Source organism: Sphingomonas caeni (assembly GCF_026013415.1).
GTDB classification, from domain to species: domain Bacteria; phylum Pseudomonadota; class Alphaproteobacteria; order Sphingomonadales; family Sphingomonadaceae; genus Sphingomonas; species Sphingomonas caeni.
On record NZ_JAPDOK010000002.1, the window covers coordinates 104,687 to 120,617 of the forward strand.

A 15,931-nucleotide genomic window follows, 5' to 3' on the forward strand; every position below is an offset into this window, starting at 1 on the left:
CTGGGGGTGCGAACGCGCAAGCCTTGCGGCGTTACTGGCCCGGCGCCCTGCGGACATGCTCGCCGCGCCACACCGCGATATTGTCGAACAGCGCATGGACGGTCGCGTAGCTGCCGTCGCTGTTCTTCGGCGCCCAGCTCGGGTCGTTACCGCCATGGAAGGTCTCGAACATGAAGCGGCTGATCAGCGTGTCGTCGCTCGTTGCCCCACGCAGCCGGATCCCCTGCTGCTGCTCGGTGAGCACGCCATCGACATAGAGGCGGACGAAACCGTCCGCCTTGTCGGGGGCGCTGTTGACGCGGACATGGATCGAGACGGCGTACCAGCGCCCTGTGACGAACGAGAGCGGGCGGACGACCACGCCATGATCGCCATATTTGCCCGCCTGGTCCTGGTGATAGGTGTAGAGTTCGACATGCCCGCCGGTGCGCCACATCACCCGCGCGCTCCAGCCGTCGGGGCGGATCGGGTCGCCGCCGGTGACCGGCCTGTCGGGCCCCAGCCCGAGCAGCTTGCCGCCCAGCACGAACTGGAAATCGCGTTCGAACTGGACATCGTAGTCGAGCGTATATTCGGGCCCGCGCTCGCCGAGATCGATGCTGCGGGTCAGCCGCTCGCTGCCCACGGGTCCGCCGATATAGCTGGCCCTGAGCGCTCTGCCGCCGCCGACCCCCGCGCCATCGGCCAGCGTCAGCCTGGGGTCGCGGAGCAATGCCTGCGCGACCGCGCCATTGCCTTCGAACCCCTCGGCGATCACCGGACGCGCGCCCTGGCGCGCACCCGCACCGGCGCCCGTCAGGGCCATCGCCAGTATTGCTATCGCCCAGCCGCGCATGGCCCAGCATGGCACGCGCACCGGGCGCTCCGCAACAACGGGGCGGGGCCGGGCCCGATTTCGGCATGGACGCGGCCGATTTTTGTAATAGTCACAAGGGGCCATGCAGATCACGAACGATGAGGCGATGAGCCTGGTGCGACGGGGCGCCGAGGCTTTGCAGCAGGGCCGGGCGGCCGAGGCGCGCGGGCACCTGCAGCGCGTGACCGCGACGGGGCGCGCCAATGCCCAGATCTGGCTGCTGCTCGCCACCGCCTGCCGCGCCGACAATGATCCCGTGGGCGAGGAGGCCGCGATCGACGGCCTGCGCGGGCTCGACGAGCGCGACGTGCGCGCGAACATCATGAAGGGCGATTGCCGCGCCCGCGCGGGCGACCATCGCGGTTCGCTCGGCTTTTACGAGGCGGCGCTGCTCGTCGCGCAAAGCCAGCCGGTTCCCGACAGCCTCGTCCCCGAGGTCCGGCGGGCGGAGGCCGCGGTGGCGGAGTGGCGCGAGCGGCTCGATGCCGAGCGCGAAGCGGCGCTGATCGCGCGGGGCTTTCCGGTGGCCGGCCGCAGTCCGCGCTTTCAGCAGGCGCTCGACATATTGGCGGGCCGCAAGCGGATCTATGTGCAGGAGCCGACCGGCTATTATTTCCCGGGGCTGCCGAACATCCAGTATTTCGACACCGCCCAGTTCGACTGGGCGCCCGGCATCGAGGCCGCGACCGGCGCGATCCTCGAGGAGCTGAACGGGCTGCTGGCGGGCATGCGCGGCGACTTCCGGCCCTATCTCAAGGCCGATCCCAACCATGCCCGCATCGACCAGAACCATCTGCTCGACAGCCCCGACTGGAGCGTGCTGTTTTTGTGCGAGAATGGCAGGAACGAGGAGGCGGTGATTGCGCGCTGCCCGCGGACCTGGGCGGCGGTGCAGACCGCGCCGATGCCGCAATTCGCCAACTCACCGACCGCCATGTTCTCGCTGCTGCGCGCCGGCGCGCGGATCCCGCCGCATACCGGCATGTTCAACACGCGCCTCGTTTGCCACCTGCCGCTTATCGTGCCGCCCGGATGCAGGTTCCGCGTCGGCAACGAGGTGCGCGAATGGGAGGTGGGCAAGCTGCTCGTCTTCGACGACACGATCGAGCACGAAGCCTGGAACGACAGCGGCGAGGACCGCGTCGTGCTGATCTTCGACATCTGGCGCCCCGAGCTGAGCGAGCAGGAACGGCTGGAATTCGCCGCCCTGGCGAGCGGGCCGCTGCTCGAGTAGCGGGCCTCAGGCCGCCGCTTCCTCCGCGTCGAGACCATAAGCGGTGTGCAGCAGCCGCACCGCCAGCTCGGTCTCGTCCTCATGGATCAGGACCGAGACCTTGATCTCCGAGGTGGCGATGGCGAGGATATTGATGCCGCGCTCGCCAAGCGTCTTGAACATCGTCGCCGCGACGCCCGCATGGCTGCGCATCCCCACGCCGACGATCGAGATTTTCGAGACGCGGCTGTCATGCACCAGCTTGTTGTAGCCGATCGAGACCTGGGCCTTTTGCAGCACGTCGAGCGCGCGGGTGAGCTCGGCGCCGGGGACGGTGAAGGTCACGTCGGTCGAGCCGGTGGCATGGGCGACGTTCTGGACGATCACGTCGACATTGATGTTGGCCTCCGCGAGCGGACCGAAGATCGCCGCGACCGCGCCGGGGCGGTCGGGCACCTCGACCAGGGTGATCTTGGCCTCGTTCTTGTCGTGCGCGATGCCGGTGATGAGCTGGCGTTCCACGTCTTCAATCTCCTCTTCGCCGACGATCATCGTGCCCGGCAACGTGTCGGCGGCGGGGCCGTCGACGAACGAAGAGAGCACCTGGACGCGGACGCCTTCCTTCATCGCGAGCCCCACCGAGCGCGTCTGGAGCACCTTGGCCCCCACGCTCGCGAGCTCGAGCATTTCTTCGTACGTCACGCGCTTGAGCTTGCGCGCGCGCGGCACGATGCGCGGATCGGTGGTATAGACCCCGTCGACATCGGTGTAGATGTCGCAGCGGTCGGCCTTCATCGCCGCCGCGACCGCCACCGCCGACGTGTCCGATCCGCCGCGGCCCAGGGTGGTCACGCGGCCGCTGTCGGCCACGCCCTGGAAGCCCGGGATCACCGCGACCTCGCCCTGCGCGAGCGAGGCATCGAGCGCTTGCGTGTCGATCCCCTCGATCCGCGCCGAGGCATGCGCGTCGCTGGTGTGCACCGGGAGCTGCCAGCCGAGCCAGCTGCGCGCGGGCACGCCGATCGCCTGCAGCGCAATGGCGAGAAGGCCCGAAGTGACCTGTTCGCCCGCGGAGACGACGACGTCATATTCCCTGGGATCGTAGAGCGACGAGGCCTCGCGGCAGAAGCCGACCAGCCGGTCGGTCTCGCCCGCCATCGCCGAGACGACCACCGCGACCTGATTGCCCGCCTGCCATTCACGCTTCACCCGCGCGGCGACGCTGCGGATGCGCTCGATTCCGGCCATCGAGGTGCCGCCGAACTTCATCACGATGCGTGCCATGGATGGGGTCTTGTCTTCCGGGCCTTGGGGTGGGGACGCCGGGCTGATAGGAGGCGGCCATGGCAAAGGCAATAATAGCTACCGTTGACCCCCGCGAAGCTGAGCATTTCGGCAAGCTCGCCGCCGACTGGTGGAATCCCAAGGGCAGCTCGGCGATGCTCCATCGGCTCAACCCGGCGCGGCTGGCCTATCTGCGCGAGCGCATAGACCGGCATTGGGGGCGCGAATCCTCGGATTTCGCGCCGCTCAGGGGCAAGACGGCGCTCGATGTGGGGTGCGGCGCAGGCCTGCTGACCGAGCCGCTGGCGCGGTTGGGGGCGAAGGCGACGGGACTGGATGCCGCGCCCGAGAATATCGGCGCGGCGCGGGCGCACGCCGCAGCGGTGGGGCTCGAGATCGACTATCTCGCCGGCGGGATCGAGGCGGTCGCCGGGCGGCGCTTCGATCTGGTCGTATCGATGGAGGTGATCGAGCATGTCGCCGACACCGCGGCCTTTGCACGCGGGTTGGCCGATGCGCTGGCGCCGGGCGGATTGATGATACTATCGACGCCGAACCGCACCGCGCTCTCGAAGCTCGCGATGATCACCATCGGCGAGGGAAGCGGCGCCATCCCGAGGGGCACGCACGACTGGAACCAGTTCCTCACCCCCGACGAGCTGACCGTTTTGCTCGCCGGGGCTGGGCTTGAGGTGACCCACCTCCAGGGCCTGGGCTTCTCGCCCGCACGCGGCTTCGTGCTGAGCGAGGATGTCAGCCTCGACTATCTGGTGACGGTCATCCGCGCCTGATCATTTCTTGTCGGTATCGAGCACCGCGACCAGCCCGAGCGCCACGGTCTGCTTGCCGGTGTTGACATGGAAGGTCGCGCCGATCGTGCCCTTGGCATAATCCTTGTCGGCGACGCCCGCGACCTGGAACAGCTTCCATTCGGGGGTGATCTCGAACGGCTTGGCGAAGATCGTGGTGTAGGGCGCGCTGGAAAGCTGGACCTGTGCGTTGATCGTGGCGGTGGTCACGCCGGGCTCTGCCTTGACGAGCTTGGCATAGAACATCAGCACCAGATGATCGCCCGCCTTGATGTCCTGGAGGATCGGCGAACCGATCCCGACCGCATAGGGCGTGCCGCTGCCGGTCACCGAGACGGCCAGCGAGCGGCCGCCCTGCACGGTGTCGTCCCGCTTCGATTTGGGCGTGGGGTTCACGCCATAAATGGTGAAGGTCGAAGGATCGGGATTGTTGACGATCTGCCGGGCGGCGGCATCGTCGCTTTGCTGCTGCGGCAGCGCGGCGATGGCGGCCACCGGAGCAGCCAGCAGACCCAGAGCGAGCGCGATACGAAGCGACATGATTTCCTCCCCGATATTTGTTTCTGAAAATCGTTTTCATGAAACATAAATCCGCGCCGGGCGCCGATCAATGGCTTTAGAAGAGGCGCCCGCCGTTCGGAACCGGGACGCCGGGGTGGAACAGCACGACCTTGCCGTCCGCGTCGGGGAAACCGAGCGTCAGCACCTCGGACATCATCGGCCCGATCTGGCGCGGCGGGAAATTGACCACCGCGGCGACCTGAAGCCCGGGCAACTGATCGAGCGTGTAATGCTCGGTGATCTGCGCCGAGGAGCGCTTGACCCCGATCGCGGGGCCGAAATCGATCGCGAGCCGATAGGCAGGCTTGCGCGCCTCGGGGAAAGGCAGCGCCTCGACGATCGTACCGACGCGGATATCGACCGCGAGGAACTGGTCGAAACCGATGACCGGTGCGGCCACCGCGCCGCTATCGTGATGAACATGCACCCTTTTTGCTCCGGACTGGTTGATGCGCCATCTTGTAAGGAGTTCGCATCATGCCTGCAAAATCCGCTGCCCAGCAAAAGGCCGCCGGCGCGGCGCTTTCCGCCAAGCGGGGCGATACGCCCAAATCCAAGCTCAAGGGCGCCTCCAGGCAAATGGCGGAATCGATGACCCAGAAGCAGCTCGAGGAATTCGCGCATACCAAGCGCAAGGGCAAGCCCGAGCACGTCTGAACGCTTGCGGTTGTTCCGTGTTTGTTCCATTATTGCCGGATGCAACCGAGCTTCGGCTTCAATGGGCATGACGATATCCTGCGCTGGCGCGGGGCGTTGCGGGCATCCGGGCCGCCGCGCTTGTGGACGCGGCGCAAGCCGGTCGGGCAGCTCGTCAAATCGATGATCAGCGGGCGCACCCGCGATGCTGTGTCGCTCGCAGCCTATGACCGGCTGGTCGCACGCTACCGCTCGCCCCGGCGGGTCGCACGGGCGCCGCGGCGCGAGATTGCGCGGTGCATCCGCGACGTGACCTTTGCGGGGGACAAGGCGGGGTATCTCGTCCAGACGCTGCGCGGGATCGAGGCCGAGCGCGGCGGCTTCGCGCTCGATTTTCTTGGGGAGGCCCCGCTCGCCGAGGCGCTGGCCTGGCTCGAGCGCTTCCCCGGCGTCGGCCGCAAGGTCGCGGCGGCGACGCTCAACGCCAGCACGCTCAACCGCCCGGTGTTCATCGTCGACAGCCATGTGTTGCGCATCTTCCGGCGCCTCGGCTTTGCCGGCGCGCATGCAGAGGCGGCGGCGGTCAGCGAGGCAGTGACCGGTGCGATGTCCGAATGGTCGGGGGATGAGTTTCTGGACTTCCATGTCCTGATGAAGCGGCTTGGCCAGACGCGCTGCCGGCCCGACCGGGCCGATTGCGCAGGCTGTCCGCTCGCAGGCGATTGCAGGGCCGGTTGACGGGATAGCCGCGCCTGCCGCATTTCCGGAGGCCATGGGCGACGTCAAACTGCACCCGAGCTGGCTCGAACCGCTGCGGCCGGAATTCGAGAGCCCCTATATGGCGGCGCTGCGCGAATATCTGGTGGCGGAAAAGGCGGCGGGCAAGCGCATCTTCCCGGCGGGCGGCGAGTGGTTCCGCGCGCTCGACCTGACCCCGCTCGAGCAGGTTCGCGTGGTGATCCTCGGGCAGGATCCCTATCATGGCCCCGGCCAGGCGCATGGGCTGTGTTTTTCGGTCAGGCCCGATATCCGCGTGCCGCCGAGCCTGGTCAACATCTACAAGGAGCTGCAGAGCGATCTCGGCATCCCGCCCGCGCGGCACGGCTTTCTGGAGCATTGGGCCGAGCAGGGCGTGCTGCTGCTCAACGCTGTGCTGACGGTGCAGATGGGGATCGCCGCCTCGCATCAGGGGCGCGGCTGGGAACGGTTCACCGACGCGGTGATCCGGCTGGTCAATGCCAAGCCCGAGCCGGTGGTGTTCATGCTCTGGGGCAGCCATGCGCAGAAAAAGGCGGCGTTCGTCGATTCGATCGATCGCGGCGGGCGGCACCTCGTCCTCAAGTCGGTCCACCCCTCGCCGCTCTCGGCGCATGGCGGCTTTTTCGGCTCGAAGCCCTTTTCCAAGGCCAATGCTTTTCTGGAGAGTCAGGGCATGAAGCCGATCGACTGGAAGCTGCCGGAGCGCATCGGCTAAGGCGTGCGAGGAAATCCTCCGCACCCCCGGCCCCCTAGCGACCCATGCACATGAACCGCCCCTCCCCTTCTTCCGCACCCGTGGCGCCCGATCCCGGGCCGGTCGCGATGATCGTCCGGTTCGCGCTGGCCTTCGCGCGCTTCTCGGGTCCGCGGCGCACCGGGCTGGCGCTCGCGGCGATGCTGGCCGGCGCGGGTCTCGAAGGCGTCGGACTGGTGCTGTTGGTGCCGATGCTTTCGGTGACGATCGGCACGGGTGCTTCGGCGACCCGGCTCGCCGAGCTGCTCGGCTGGGTGTTCCACCTGTTCCATCTCGACCGCCGCACCTCGCGCCTGATCTTCCTGTTCGCGGTGTTCGCGGCGGTGATGATCCTGCGCATCCTGGTCGCGGCGGTGCGCGACGTGCTGCTGGCGCGGCAGCGGATCGAGTTTGTCGAGGGGCGCAGCAGTGCGGTGCTGCGGCGGCTCGCGGGCACGCGCTGGGAAGTGGTCGCGCGGATGCAGCAGGCGCGGGTGGCGCATGCGCTCAACACCGATATCCTTCAGATCAAGGCGGCGGCGCATCTGCTCCAGCAGGTGGCGGTCGCGCTGGTGCTGCTGGCGGGCCAGTGCGCCGCGGCGCTGGTGCTCGCCCCCGGGCTCGCGCTGATCTGCTTCGTCTTTCTCGGCGCGGGCGCGCTGCTGCTGGCGACGACGATGCGGCGCGCGCAGCGCCTGGGCGAGCAGACCGGCTCGGCGAACGTCGCGCTGATGGACAATATCATGCAATATTTCGGCGGGCTGAAGCTCGCCGTGAGCCAGGACCTGCAGCATCCCTATATCGCCGAGATGGAAGGCGTGCTCCACGGCATCGCCGACCGCCAGATGGCGCATGCCCGCTTCCAGGCGCGCAGCCAGCTTCTGTTCGGGATCGCCGCGGGGTTCATCGGGCTGGTGATCTGCGTGGTCGGGCTGGCGGTGATGCACATCCATCCGGCGACCCTGGTCGGCCTGCTGGTGATCCTGGTGCGGATGGCGGGACCCGCGGTCACCTTCCGCCAGGCGGCGCAGCAGTTGGCGCAGCTCGTGCCGCACCACGCGTCGCTCGACGGGCTGGAGGCGGAGCTCGCCGTGTCGGCCGAACCCCATATCGGCGCCCCCGCGCATCCCGGCCAGCGCCTCACGGGCGCGGTCAGTTTCAGCGGCGTGAGTTTCGTGCATGCCGGCAGCGAGCGGGACGCCGGGCTTCGCGATTTCTCGATCAGCCTCCCCGAAGGGCAGTTTCTCGGCGTGACCGGCGCTTCGGGCGCGGGCAAGACCAGCTTCGCCGACCTGCTCGTCGGGCTGCACCGGCCACAGGCGGGCGAGGTCCGGGTGGGCGGCGAGCTGCTCGACGGCGCGGCCCTGCCGGCGTGGCGCGCGCAGATCGGCTATGTCGCGCAGGACCCCTATCTTTTCCACGACAGCGTGCGGCGGAACCTGCTCTGGGCCGACCCGCAGGCTGACGAGGCGGCCTTGTGGGAGGCACTCGAACGCGCGGGGGCGGCGGCGCTGGTGCGGGGGATGCCCAAGGGTCTGGACACCGCATTGGGCGAGCGCGGCACCCTGCTTTCAGGCGGCGAGCGCCAGCGGCTCGCGGTCGCGCGCGCGCTGATCCGCAAGCCGCGGCTGCTGATCCTCGACGAGGCCACCAACGCGATCGACCTGCCCGGCGAGCGGCGGCTGATCGGCGATCTGCGCGCGATCGATCCGCGCCCGACCATGGTGATGATCGCGCACCGGCCCGAAAGCCTCGAACAATGCGACCGGGTGATCGTCATCGAGGAGGGGCGGCTGGTCTCCGACAAGACCGGCGGCGGCGCGCGGCGATGAGCCCGCGGGTCAGCGTGGTGATGCCCGTCCATGACGGGGGGCGCCACCTTGCCCGGAGCATCGGCAGCATTCTCGCGCAGAGCCTCGGCGATCTCGAGCTGATCGTGGTCGACGACGGATCGAGCGACGGCATCGCGGAGGTGCTGGCCGGGGTCCGGGACCCGCGGCTCGTGGTGCTGCGGCAGGAGCATCGCGGCATCGTCGCGGCGCTCAACCGCGGTTGCGCGGCGGCGCGGGCCAGCTTGATCGCGCGGATGGATGCCGACGATATCGCGCGGCCCGATCGGCTCACGCTTCAGGCGGCGTTTCTCGACCGGCATCCCGGGGTCGCCGCGGTCGGCTCTGCGGTGACCTATATCGATGCCGCAGGGCGCGAGACCGGGCGGCACGCCTATCCGTGCGGCGCGGAGCGGGTCGCGCGGGCGCTGCGGCGCGGCGAGAATGCGCTGGCGCATCCGGCGGTGACGATGCGCAAGGCGGCATTCGATGCGGTCGGCGGCTATCGCGAGCGCTTCCGCCATGCCGAGGATTTCGACCTGTGGCTGCGCATGGCCGGGCGGTTCGCGCTCGATAATCTGCCCGAGCGGCTGCTCGATTATCGCCGGCATGCGGAGAGCAGCGGCTCGCGCAATCGGCCCGCGCAGATCGTCGCCTCGCGGATCGCGGTGGCGGCGAACCGGCTGGGCCGGGCAGATCCGCTGGCGGACCGGGAGCGGCTGGTCGCGGGCGATCTGGCGTCGATGCCCTTCACCGCCGAGGAACGCTTCGAACTCAAGATGGACATCGGCGAACTCGCGCTCGGCCGGATGCGCAATGGCGGCGCATCGGACGCGGCGCTGACCGACCTCGCGCGTGCCGTGCTGCCCGGCCTCGACTCCGCCGAACTGCCCGCGATCGCCGCCGCTGCCTTTGCCGGCGCAGCGGAGGACCGGCGCGACGCCCGCCTCGCCCGGCGGATGGCGGCGCTGGGGCGCGGCCTGATCGCGCGGGGTCAGCGTGGCGAGGGGCTGGCCTGGCTGTGGCGTGCCGCGACGCTCGCGCTTCGGCGCGGGATGGGGCAAAAGGCCGGCGCATGAGCTTCCCCGCCGTTCCGCCCATCCGCCGCGACCCTTTCCCTCATGCCGTCGCCGAGGATTTCCTCGATGCGGACCTCTATCGCAGCCTGCGCGATAGTTTTCCCGAATGCCCGCCCAATAGCGGCCCGACCGGCTATTCGCTGTTCAAGGACGATGCCGCCTATGCCGCGCTGCTCGAGGCGCAGCCCGCCTGGCGGCAGCTGTTCGACTGGACGCAGAGCCAGGCGTTCGTCGACTATATGCTCGGCGCCTTTCGCGACGATCTGGCGCGCGAGGCGCGGGTCGATCTCTCGAACGCGCGCTTCGTGGCGCATGTCGAGGACCGGGTGGAGAAGGAAGCACGTCACCTTGCCCCAACCGGCCTCGCGCCCGACGCGCTGTTCGTCCGCACCGATATCCTGCAGGGCAATGCCGGCTATGACCGCCGCCCGCATGTCGATCATCGCCGCCGCGCCGCGACGATGCTCATCTATTGCTGCGACGGCGACGAGGCGGCGATGGACGGGGGCGACCTGGTGCTCCACGACGCGGCCGGCGCGCCCGTCGAGACAATCCGCCCGCGGCACAACCGCATGGTGATGTTCCCCTGCGTCAACGCCTCGGTCCATTCGGTCTCGCCGATCCGTGCACAGGCCTCTCCCCGCAACTTCATCCAGATCACCGTGTCGAGCTCGGCCGATCTGTGGGACCCGCTCCCCGAGGCGCCGCGGCCCGGGCTGCTGGCGCGCGCGCTGCGGCGGATCAGGCGGTGAGCAAAGGCGAGGCCCGGACCCGCGCGATCAGCGCCTCGCGGAACGGCAGATAGCGATCCGGATTGGGCGGCGGCGCGGCGAAATCGAAGCCGTGGCGCCCGGCGATGAAGTCCTTGGCCGAGCAGGCGAGCGCCAGCCGCATCGCGGGCTCGAGCCGGTAATGACCGGGCCATTGCGTGACGAACAGCACCGGCGTGCCGAGCGCGAGGCAGGGCAAGGCGCAATGGATGCGGCTGGTCACCACCGCCTTGGCCCGCGCATAGAGATCGAGCAAAGCGGCCGCCTTTTCGAGCCGTTGATGCGGATCGCGGGTGGCGCGGTCGATATGGGTGGTGACGACCGGCGCGGAGGTCACCGTCCGCAGCGCCGCCAGTTCGGCGGGCCCGAGATCGCACGCGATCACCGCATCGCCGCGAGCAACCTCGGGTCGCGGCAAGGTGAGCGTCAGGCAGCCCGAATGATAGGCGTCGATCCCCGCACGCTGGAGCAGATCGAGCGTCGAAGGGTCGCGCGCGCCGACGGGTCCGTGGCGTTCGAGCCAGGCGCGCCCCTCGCCCCGCAGCATCCGTTCGGCAGCCGTACGGTTCCAGAAGGCACGAGGTCCACCGGGCCGGTCGCGGCTCAGGTGCAACGAGGTGACCAGCGGCGCGAACCTCGGATGCGGCGGCCAGTGGCGCGGCCGGTGCATGAACCAGCCGTTGAGGATCATCGCGACCTCGGCGCCCGGATCGCGATCGAGCGCCTCACGGCTCACCAGCCGGTCGACGCGCGGCAGCCAGGTCCGCGCGGCGATGCTCTGGATTTCGTCGCCGAGATTGTGCGACAGGGGATAGCAGAGCATCGCGAAGCAGCTATCGGCCATGGCACCCCCTCCCTCGCCCGAACGGGACGGCGACCCTAGCCGAGGCGAGCCCGGCCCGCAGCCCCTGTTCATCGGCGGGCCGCACCGATCGGGCACGGGCATGGTGCGCGCAATCCTGGGGTCGAACAGCCAGTTGGCGCTGCCGCCCAAGGAATATCAATTCTTCGATACCCCGCCGGTGCGCGGCAATGACGATTGGGCGCGCGCGCCAGAGACGGTGCTCGCGGCGATCCTGGACTGGCCCAAACTGCGCGAATGGGGCCTGGCGCCGGGCAGCGCCGAGGCGATGCTGGCGGCGAGCGACCGGTCGCCGGGCGCCATCTATGCCGCGCCCTTGCGCGCCTATGCCGCGGCGGCGGGCAAGCCGCGCTTCGGGGAGAAGACCCCCTATCTCGAGCGCCGGTTCGAGACCCTGCTCGCCTGGTTCGGACCGGGCCTGCGCTTCGTCCAGCTGATCCGCGATCCGATCCCCACCTATGTCTCGCTCTGCCATCAGGGCGGCGCGCGGCAGGTGATCGACCCGCTGCGCTTCGCCCGGAGCTGGCGGTCGAGCGCGCTGCGCGGGCTCGATCATGCGCGGCGCTTTCCGGCGCAGTTCATGCTCGTCCCCTATGAGGAATTCACCCAGGCGCCTGCGGCCTGGACGCGGCGGTTGTGCGATTTCGCCGGGCTGCCGCACGAGATCGAGGCGATGCTCGCGATGAAGGATTTCGCGCGCAAGCGGAATTCGAGCTTCGGCGAGGATGCGCCCGGGGGCACGAACCATGTCGGCGAGCCCGCTGGACATCCCGCGCCGTCGCGGCTCGACGCGTGGATCATCGCGCACGAACTGGGGCCGCTGCGGGACGGCATCGGCGGCTTGGCGGACGAGGAGTTGCCGCTCGACCTGATCGGCGCGGAGGAGCGGGGCAAATCCTCCGTCGCGGCACGCGCGAGCGTGCTGACCACCCGCGCCTGGACCCGCCTCATTCAACGCGCATAGCGCTCGATCGCGGCGAGATAGGCGTCGATCTGCCCCTCGGCGAAGCTGCGCGCGCGTTCGATGAGTTGCGCAGGCGGCGTCGGGCGATCGAGCATCGCCGCCATCGCCTGGGCCATTGCGTGCGCATCGCCCACCGGCACCAGCGCGCCGTGGCGGCCCTGCTCGAGCACGAACGCGTTGCCGCCGGGGGCATCGGTCGCGACCACCGGACAGCCGACCGCCATCGCTTCGACCAGCGCGTTCGAGAAACCCTCGGTCCGCGACGAGAGCAGGAAGAGCTGGGCGCGGCGGACATGGTGCCAGGGCTTGAGCCGGCGCCCGAGGAAATGCACGTCAGCGGCGATCCCCAGTTCCCGAGCCATCGCCTCGAGTGCGCCGCGCTCGGGCCCGTCGCCGAGGATGACCAGCCGGAGCGGCCGCTGTACGCGGACCAGCGCGACTGCCCGCAACAAGGTCGCGACATCCTTGTTGTCGTCGAGCCGGTTGACCGCGATCGCCACCGGCGCATCGCCCTCGGGCCAGTCGCTCACCATATCCGCTTCGGCATCGTCGAACACTGCGCAGGCCGAGGGATTGGGGATGAACTCGAGCCGCTCCGCGGGCAGTTTCGCGTGGCCGATCAGCTCCGCCGCGATCGGCGCGGCGTTGACGAAGATCCGCGCGGCGCGGCGATAGATCAGCGCGATCTGCGCCCGGAGTGCCTGGTAGCGCAGCCACGAAACCGCGCGGATCGCGGTGAGGTTCATGCCGCCCTCGACGATCACGATGGGCGTATTCGTGCCGCTACCAAGCCGCGCGACGATGCCGAACACCGCGGCATGATGCATCACACAGACCAGGATGCGCGGGCGCGCCGCGCGCAGATAGCGCCGCACCGGCACGAAGAAATAGCGCGACCGGCGCAGCTTGAGTTCGACGATGCGGACCGCGGGATGCACTTCGCCGCGCAGCAGCCCGTCGGCATCGATGGCGACGAGCAGATCGACCGCGCGGCCGCGCCTGGCGAAACCATTGGCGAGCACCACCGTCTTGCGCTCGGCGCCGCCCGGCTCAAGTGTCGGAATGAAGAAGCAAATCGGACGGCGATCGGTCATTGGCCCGCGGCTTTGACATGATCGGCCGCCTCGTGAAAGGGTTCGGCGGTGTGCGCGATCGCCGGCTTTCTCCAGCTCCACGCGCCGGCCGTCGCTGACGCCGGCGCCGTGATCGCGCGCATGGCCGAGGTGCAGCGGCACCGTGGCCCCGACGATGGCGGGACCTGGCTCGACCCCGAGAGCGGCATCGCGCTGGGGCATCGCCGGCTGAGCGTGGTCGACCTGTCGCCCGAGGGCGCGCAGCCCATGGCGTCGCGCACCGGACGCTATGCGATCGTGTTCAACGGCGAGATCTACAACCACCGCACGCTTCGTGCCGAGCTCGACGGGCTCGAACCGGCAAGACCCTGGCGCGGCCATTCGGATACCGAGACGCTGCTCGCCGCGATCGAGCGCTGGGGTGTCGCGGGCGCGATCGAGCGTTCGGTGGGGATGTTCGCAATCGGGATCTGGGACAAGCAGGAGCGGGTGCTGACCCTCGCCCGCGACCGGATGGGCGAGAAGCCGATTTATTACGGCCACGTGGGCGGCGCCTTCGTCTTCGCCTCCGAACTCAAGGCGTTCGATCGCTTTCCGGGGTTCGAAGCCGCCATAGATGACGAGGCGCTGGGGCTCTATTGCTGGTTCAACCAGGTCCCCGCGCCGCGCTCGATCTTCCGCGGTGTGCGCAAGCTGCGCCCGGGGACGATGCTGACGCTCGACCCGCAGGGCCACGAGACCGAGCGGACCTATTGGACGCTCGAAACCTCGCTCGCCGCACCGCGTTTTGCGGGTTCGGCGGAGGAGGCGGCGGAGCAGGTCGAACGGCTGCTGACAGAGGCGGTGCGGCTCCAGGCGGTCGCCGATGTGCCGGTGGGAGCTTTCCTCTCGGGCGGGATCGATTCGAGCGCGGTCGTCGCGCTGATGCGCGAGAACTCCTCCCGGGTGAAGACCTTCTCGCTCGGTTTCGACGACCCCGCATGCGACGAGCGCCACCACGCCCGCGCGGTGGCGGCGCATCTCGGCACCGATCACAGCGAACTCGAGGTGACCGCCGCCGACGCGCTCGCGCTGATCCCCTCGCTCCCGCAAATCTGGGACGAGCCCTTCGCCGATTCGTCGCAGATCCCGGTCGCCCTGGTCTCGCGGCTGGCGCGCGAGCAGGTGACGGTGAGCCTGAGCGGCGATGGCGGCGACGAGCTGTTCTGCGGCTATCCGAGCCATGTCGCCTCGGCATCGATCGAGAAGCTGCCGGGCAAGGCGGCGCTCGCCGCGGCGCTGCGCAGGCTCCCGCCTGACGCGGTGGCAAAGGTCTATGACCGCCTCCCGTTCGCGCCAGGCAAGCCGATGACCGCCGCGCGCGTGACGAGCATCGTCCACCGCCTCGGGCTGAGCGGCCCGGCCGAGCGCTTCATCGCGGCGACGGCGGATTGGCGCGGCGAGGCGGGGCTGCTTGCGCAAGGCGCAGTCTCGCCGCTGGCCCTGGGCCGCTTCACGCGTCCGCCGGGCGTCGATCTCCCGACCTTTTTCGCTTCGCTCGACGCGCGCACCTATCTGCCCGACGATCTGCTGGCGAAGGTCGATCGCGGCGCGATGGCGGTGAGCCTCGAGACGCGGATGCCGATGCTCGATCACCGGCTGGTCGATTTCGCTTTCACCCTGCCAGCGTCGATCGGGCTCCATCGGGGCGAGAGCAAATGGCCGCTGCGCCGCCTGCTCGAAAAGCGCGTGCCGCGCGCGCTGAACGACCGGCCCAAACAGGGGTTCAGCGTGCCCCTCGCCACCTGGCTGCGCGGCCCGCTCCGCGACTGGGCGGACGATCTGCTTGCTCCGTCCGCGCTCACACGCTTCGACGCAACGGCGGTGCAGGCGCTATGGCGCGATCATCGCGCCGGGCTCGCCGACAACAGCCGCCGGCTCTGGGCGGTACTGATGTTCCAGGCCTGGGCGGCGCGGCGTTAGGATGCGTGGAGGGCGAGCGACTGGGCGGCGATCGCGACCTGGGTGCGGTTGCGCACGTTGAGCTTGCGCATCAGCGCGGTCATGTGCGCCTTCACCGTCGCTTCGGCGATCCCGAGCTCATAGGCGATCTGCTTGTTGAGCTGGCCCGAATGGACACCGCGCAACACCTTGATCTGGGTGGGCGTGAGCCGAACATCGGCGATCGCGCCCGCTGCTGCCGGCATCGCCTTCACCGTCTGGTTCGCTTCCTGGACGGTCCCCGTCATGTTTCCCTCTCCCTCGCCGCACGGGCTTGATCGATTGTCCCGGCCTTCCCGGTTGATCCAGAATCGGTTGGACAGATTTCACTATGTTCCGCCCGGTTTGACGGAAGCAAGCGCTTTTTTGCTGTCGAAAGCCGAAAACCTGTCTTACAGATCAGGCCGAATCGCAAAAAGTCGAGGACTTCCGCGCAGGACAACGATGTCAGGAAAAATGCGCGGCGAAGGACCATAAGGGGCCGGACTCGCCATGGTGGCGGGGCTCGGCTACATCGATCGGA

Annotated in this window: 17 protein-coding genes; 10 read left to right on the forward strand and 7 right to left on the reverse strand. The window is 69.1% G+C overall.

What is annotated here, in order from left to right:
• Nucleotides 1-31: 31 nt before the first annotated feature.
• The gene (locus OF829_RS05155; protein ID WP_264938915.1) at nucleotides 32-805 is read right to left on the reverse strand and encodes a polysaccharide lyase; all 774 of its coding nucleotides are present in this window, start codon (nucleotides 803-805) and stop codon (nucleotides 32-34) included.
• Between the two features lie 133 nt (nucleotides 806-938).
• Between OF829_RS05155 and OF829_RS05160 the strand changes: the two genes are divergently transcribed.
• Complete coding sequence (locus OF829_RS05160) at nucleotides 939-2,090, forward strand: aspartyl/asparaginyl beta-hydroxylase domain-containing protein (protein ID WP_264938916.1); 1,152 nt, start codon at nucleotides 939-941, stop codon at nucleotides 2,088-2,090.
• 6 nt (nucleotides 2,091-2,096) lie between these two features.
• On the opposite strand, the gene OF829_RS05165 is transcribed toward OF829_RS05160, so the two are convergent.
• A complete protein-coding gene (locus OF829_RS05165) occupies nucleotides 2,097-3,353 on the reverse strand; it encodes an aspartate kinase (protein ID WP_264938917.1) in 1,257 nt (418 codons plus the stop codon).
• Nucleotides 3,354-3,412: 59 nt separating this feature from the next.
• On the opposite strand from OF829_RS05165, the gene ubiG reads away from it, so the two are divergent.
• On the forward strand, nucleotides 3,413-4,144 hold the full coding sequence (gene ubiG, locus OF829_RS05170; protein ID WP_264938918.1) for a bifunctional 2-polyprenyl-6-hydroxyphenol methylase/3-demethylubiquinol 3-O-methyltransferase UbiG: 732 nt from the start codon (nucleotides 3,413-3,415) through the stop codon (nucleotides 4,142-4,144).
• Here the strand turns inward: ubiG and OF829_RS05175 are convergent, their stop codons facing one another.
• Together OF829_RS05175 and OF829_RS05180 are read right to left on the reverse strand one after the other, a co-directional pair.
• The gene (locus OF829_RS05175) at nucleotides 4,145-4,702 is read right to left on the reverse strand and encodes a carbohydrate binding domain-containing protein (RefSeq protein ID WP_264938919.1); all 558 of its coding nucleotides are present in this window, start codon (nucleotides 4,700-4,702) and stop codon (nucleotides 4,145-4,147) included.
• Nucleotides 4,703-4,778: 76 nt separating this feature from the next.
• The gene (locus tag OF829_RS05180; protein ID WP_264938920.1) at nucleotides 4,779-5,150 is read right to left on the reverse strand and encodes a tRNA-binding protein; all 372 of its coding nucleotides are present in this window, start codon (nucleotides 5,148-5,150) and stop codon (nucleotides 4,779-4,781) included.
• A gap of 50 nt (nucleotides 5,151-5,200) precedes the next feature.
• Between OF829_RS05180 and OF829_RS05185 the strand changes: the two genes are divergently transcribed.
• The 6 genes from OF829_RS05185 to OF829_RS05210 all read left to right on the forward strand — a co-directional run bounded on the left by OF829_RS05185 (nucleotide 5,201) and on the right by OF829_RS05210 (nucleotide 10,511).
• Nucleotides 5,201-5,380, forward strand: coding sequence for a DUF3008 family protein (locus tag OF829_RS05185; RefSeq protein WP_264938921.1), 180 nt, complete (start codon nucleotides 5,201-5,203; stop codon nucleotides 5,378-5,380).
• A 39-nt stretch (nucleotides 5,381-5,419) separates the two neighbouring features.
• Nucleotides 5,420-6,097: an endonuclease III domain-containing protein gene (locus tag OF829_RS05190; protein WP_264938922.1), complete on the forward strand. Its 678-nt coding sequence runs from the start codon at nucleotides 5,420-5,422 to the stop codon at nucleotides 6,095-6,097.
• Nucleotides 6,098-6,131: 34 nt separating this feature from the next.
• A complete protein-coding gene (gene ung, locus OF829_RS05195) occupies nucleotides 6,132-6,833 on the forward strand; it encodes a uracil-DNA glycosylase (RefSeq protein WP_264938923.1) in 702 nt (233 codons plus the stop codon).
• Nucleotides 6,834-6,913: 80 nt separating this feature from the next.
• Nucleotides 6,914-8,683: an ABC transporter ATP-binding protein gene (locus OF829_RS05200; protein ID WP_264938924.1), complete on the forward strand. Its 1,770-nt coding sequence runs from the start codon at nucleotides 6,914-6,916 to the stop codon at nucleotides 8,681-8,683.
• Nucleotides 8,680-9,759, forward strand: a complete 1,080-nt coding sequence (locus tag OF829_RS05205) for a glycosyltransferase (protein ID WP_264938925.1) — start codon at nucleotides 8,680-8,682, stop codon at nucleotides 9,757-9,759. Before OF829_RS05200 ends, OF829_RS05205 begins: the two co-directional genes overlap by 4 nt.
• Nucleotides 9,756-10,511: a 2OG-Fe(II) oxygenase family protein gene (locus tag OF829_RS05210; RefSeq protein WP_264938926.1), complete on the forward strand. Its 756-nt coding sequence runs from the start codon at nucleotides 9,756-9,758 to the stop codon at nucleotides 10,509-10,511. Before OF829_RS05205 ends, OF829_RS05210 begins: the two co-directional genes overlap by 4 nt.
• On the opposite strand, the gene OF829_RS05215 is transcribed toward OF829_RS05210, so the two are convergent.
• Entirely contained in the window at nucleotides 10,501-11,373 is an 873-nt protein-coding gene (locus tag OF829_RS05215) for a polysaccharide pyruvyl transferase family protein (protein WP_264938927.1), read from the reverse strand. The two genes, OF829_RS05210 and OF829_RS05215, sit on opposite strands and share 11 nt — an antisense overlap.
• Between OF829_RS05215 and OF829_RS05220 the strand changes: the two genes are divergently transcribed.
• Nucleotides 11,372-12,355: a sulfotransferase family protein gene (locus OF829_RS05220; protein WP_264938928.1), complete on the forward strand. Its 984-nt coding sequence runs from the start codon at nucleotides 11,372-11,374 to the stop codon at nucleotides 12,353-12,355. The two genes, OF829_RS05215 and OF829_RS05220, sit on opposite strands and share 2 nt — an antisense overlap.
• Here OF829_RS05220 and OF829_RS05225 read toward each other — a convergent pair.
• The gene (locus OF829_RS05225; protein ID WP_264938929.1) at nucleotides 12,343-13,449 is read right to left on the reverse strand and encodes a glycosyltransferase; all 1,107 of its coding nucleotides are present in this window, start codon (nucleotides 13,447-13,449) and stop codon (nucleotides 12,343-12,345) included. The two genes, OF829_RS05220 and OF829_RS05225, sit on opposite strands and share 13 nt — an antisense overlap.
• A gap of 48 nt (nucleotides 13,450-13,497) precedes the next feature.
• On the opposite strand from OF829_RS05225, the gene asnB reads away from it, so the two are divergent.
• On the forward strand, nucleotides 13,498-15,390 hold the full coding sequence (asnB, locus tag OF829_RS05230) for an asparagine synthase (glutamine-hydrolyzing) (RefSeq protein WP_264938930.1): 1,893 nt from the start codon (nucleotides 13,498-13,500) through the stop codon (nucleotides 15,388-15,390).
• Here the strand turns inward: asnB and OF829_RS05235 are convergent.
• A complete protein-coding gene (locus tag OF829_RS05235) occupies nucleotides 15,387-15,614 on the reverse strand; it encodes a helix-turn-helix domain-containing protein (RefSeq protein WP_264939579.1) in 228 nt (75 codons plus the stop codon). The genes asnB and OF829_RS05235 overlap by 4 nt on opposite strands.
• Nucleotides 15,615-15,931: the final 317 nt, after the last annotated feature.

Excerpts from the sequence above, each read along its gene's own strand:
- OF829_RS05155 (WP_264938915.1), bottom strand. The coding sequence starts at position 805 with ATGGCCCTGACGGGCGCCGGTGCGGGTGCGCGCCAGGGCGCGCGTCCG.
- OF829_RS05160 (WP_264938916.1), top strand. The coding sequence starts at position 939 with ATGCAGATCACGAACGATGAGGCGATGAGCCTGGTGCGACGGGGCGCC.
- OF829_RS05165 (WP_264938917.1), bottom strand. The coding sequence starts at position 3,353 with ATGGCACGCATCGTGATGAAGTTCGGCGGCACCTCGATGGCCGGAATC.
- ubiG (WP_264938918.1), top strand. The coding sequence starts at position 3,413 with ATGGCAAAGGCAATAATAGCTACCGTTGACCCCCGCGAAGCTGAGCAT.
- OF829_RS05175 (WP_264938919.1), bottom strand. The coding sequence starts at position 4,702 with ATGTCGCTTCGTATCGCGCTCGCTCTGGGTCTGCTGGCTGCTCCGGTG.
- OF829_RS05185 (WP_264938921.1), top strand. The coding sequence starts at position 5,201 with ATGCCTGCAAAATCCGCTGCCCAGCAAAAGGCCGCCGGCGCGGCGCTT.
- OF829_RS05190 (WP_264938922.1), top strand. The coding sequence starts at position 5,420 with ATGCAACCGAGCTTCGGCTTCAATGGGCATGACGATATCCTGCGCTGG.
- ung (WP_264938923.1), top strand. The coding sequence starts at position 6,132 with ATGGGCGACGTCAAACTGCACCCGAGCTGGCTCGAACCGCTGCGGCCG.
- OF829_RS05205 (WP_264938925.1), top strand. The coding sequence starts at position 8,680 with ATGAGCCCGCGGGTCAGCGTGGTGATGCCCGTCCATGACGGGGGGCGC.
- OF829_RS05210 (WP_264938926.1), top strand. The coding sequence starts at position 9,756 with ATGAGCTTCCCCGCCGTTCCGCCCATCCGCCGCGACCCTTTCCCTCAT.
- OF829_RS05220 (WP_264938928.1), top strand. The coding sequence starts at position 11,372 with ATGGCACCCCCTCCCTCGCCCGAACGGGACGGCGACCCTAGCCGAGGC.
- OF829_RS05215 (WP_264938927.1), bottom strand. The coding sequence starts at position 11,373 with ATGGCCGATAGCTGCTTCGCGATGCTCTGCTATCCCCTGTCGCACAAT.
- OF829_RS05225 (WP_264938929.1), bottom strand. The coding sequence starts at position 13,449 with ATGACCGATCGCCGTCCGATTTGCTTCTTCATTCCGACACTTGAGCCG.
- OF829_RS05235 (WP_264939579.1), bottom strand. The coding sequence starts at position 15,614 with ATGCCGGCAGCAGCGGGCGCGATCGCCGATGTTCGGCTCACGCCCACC.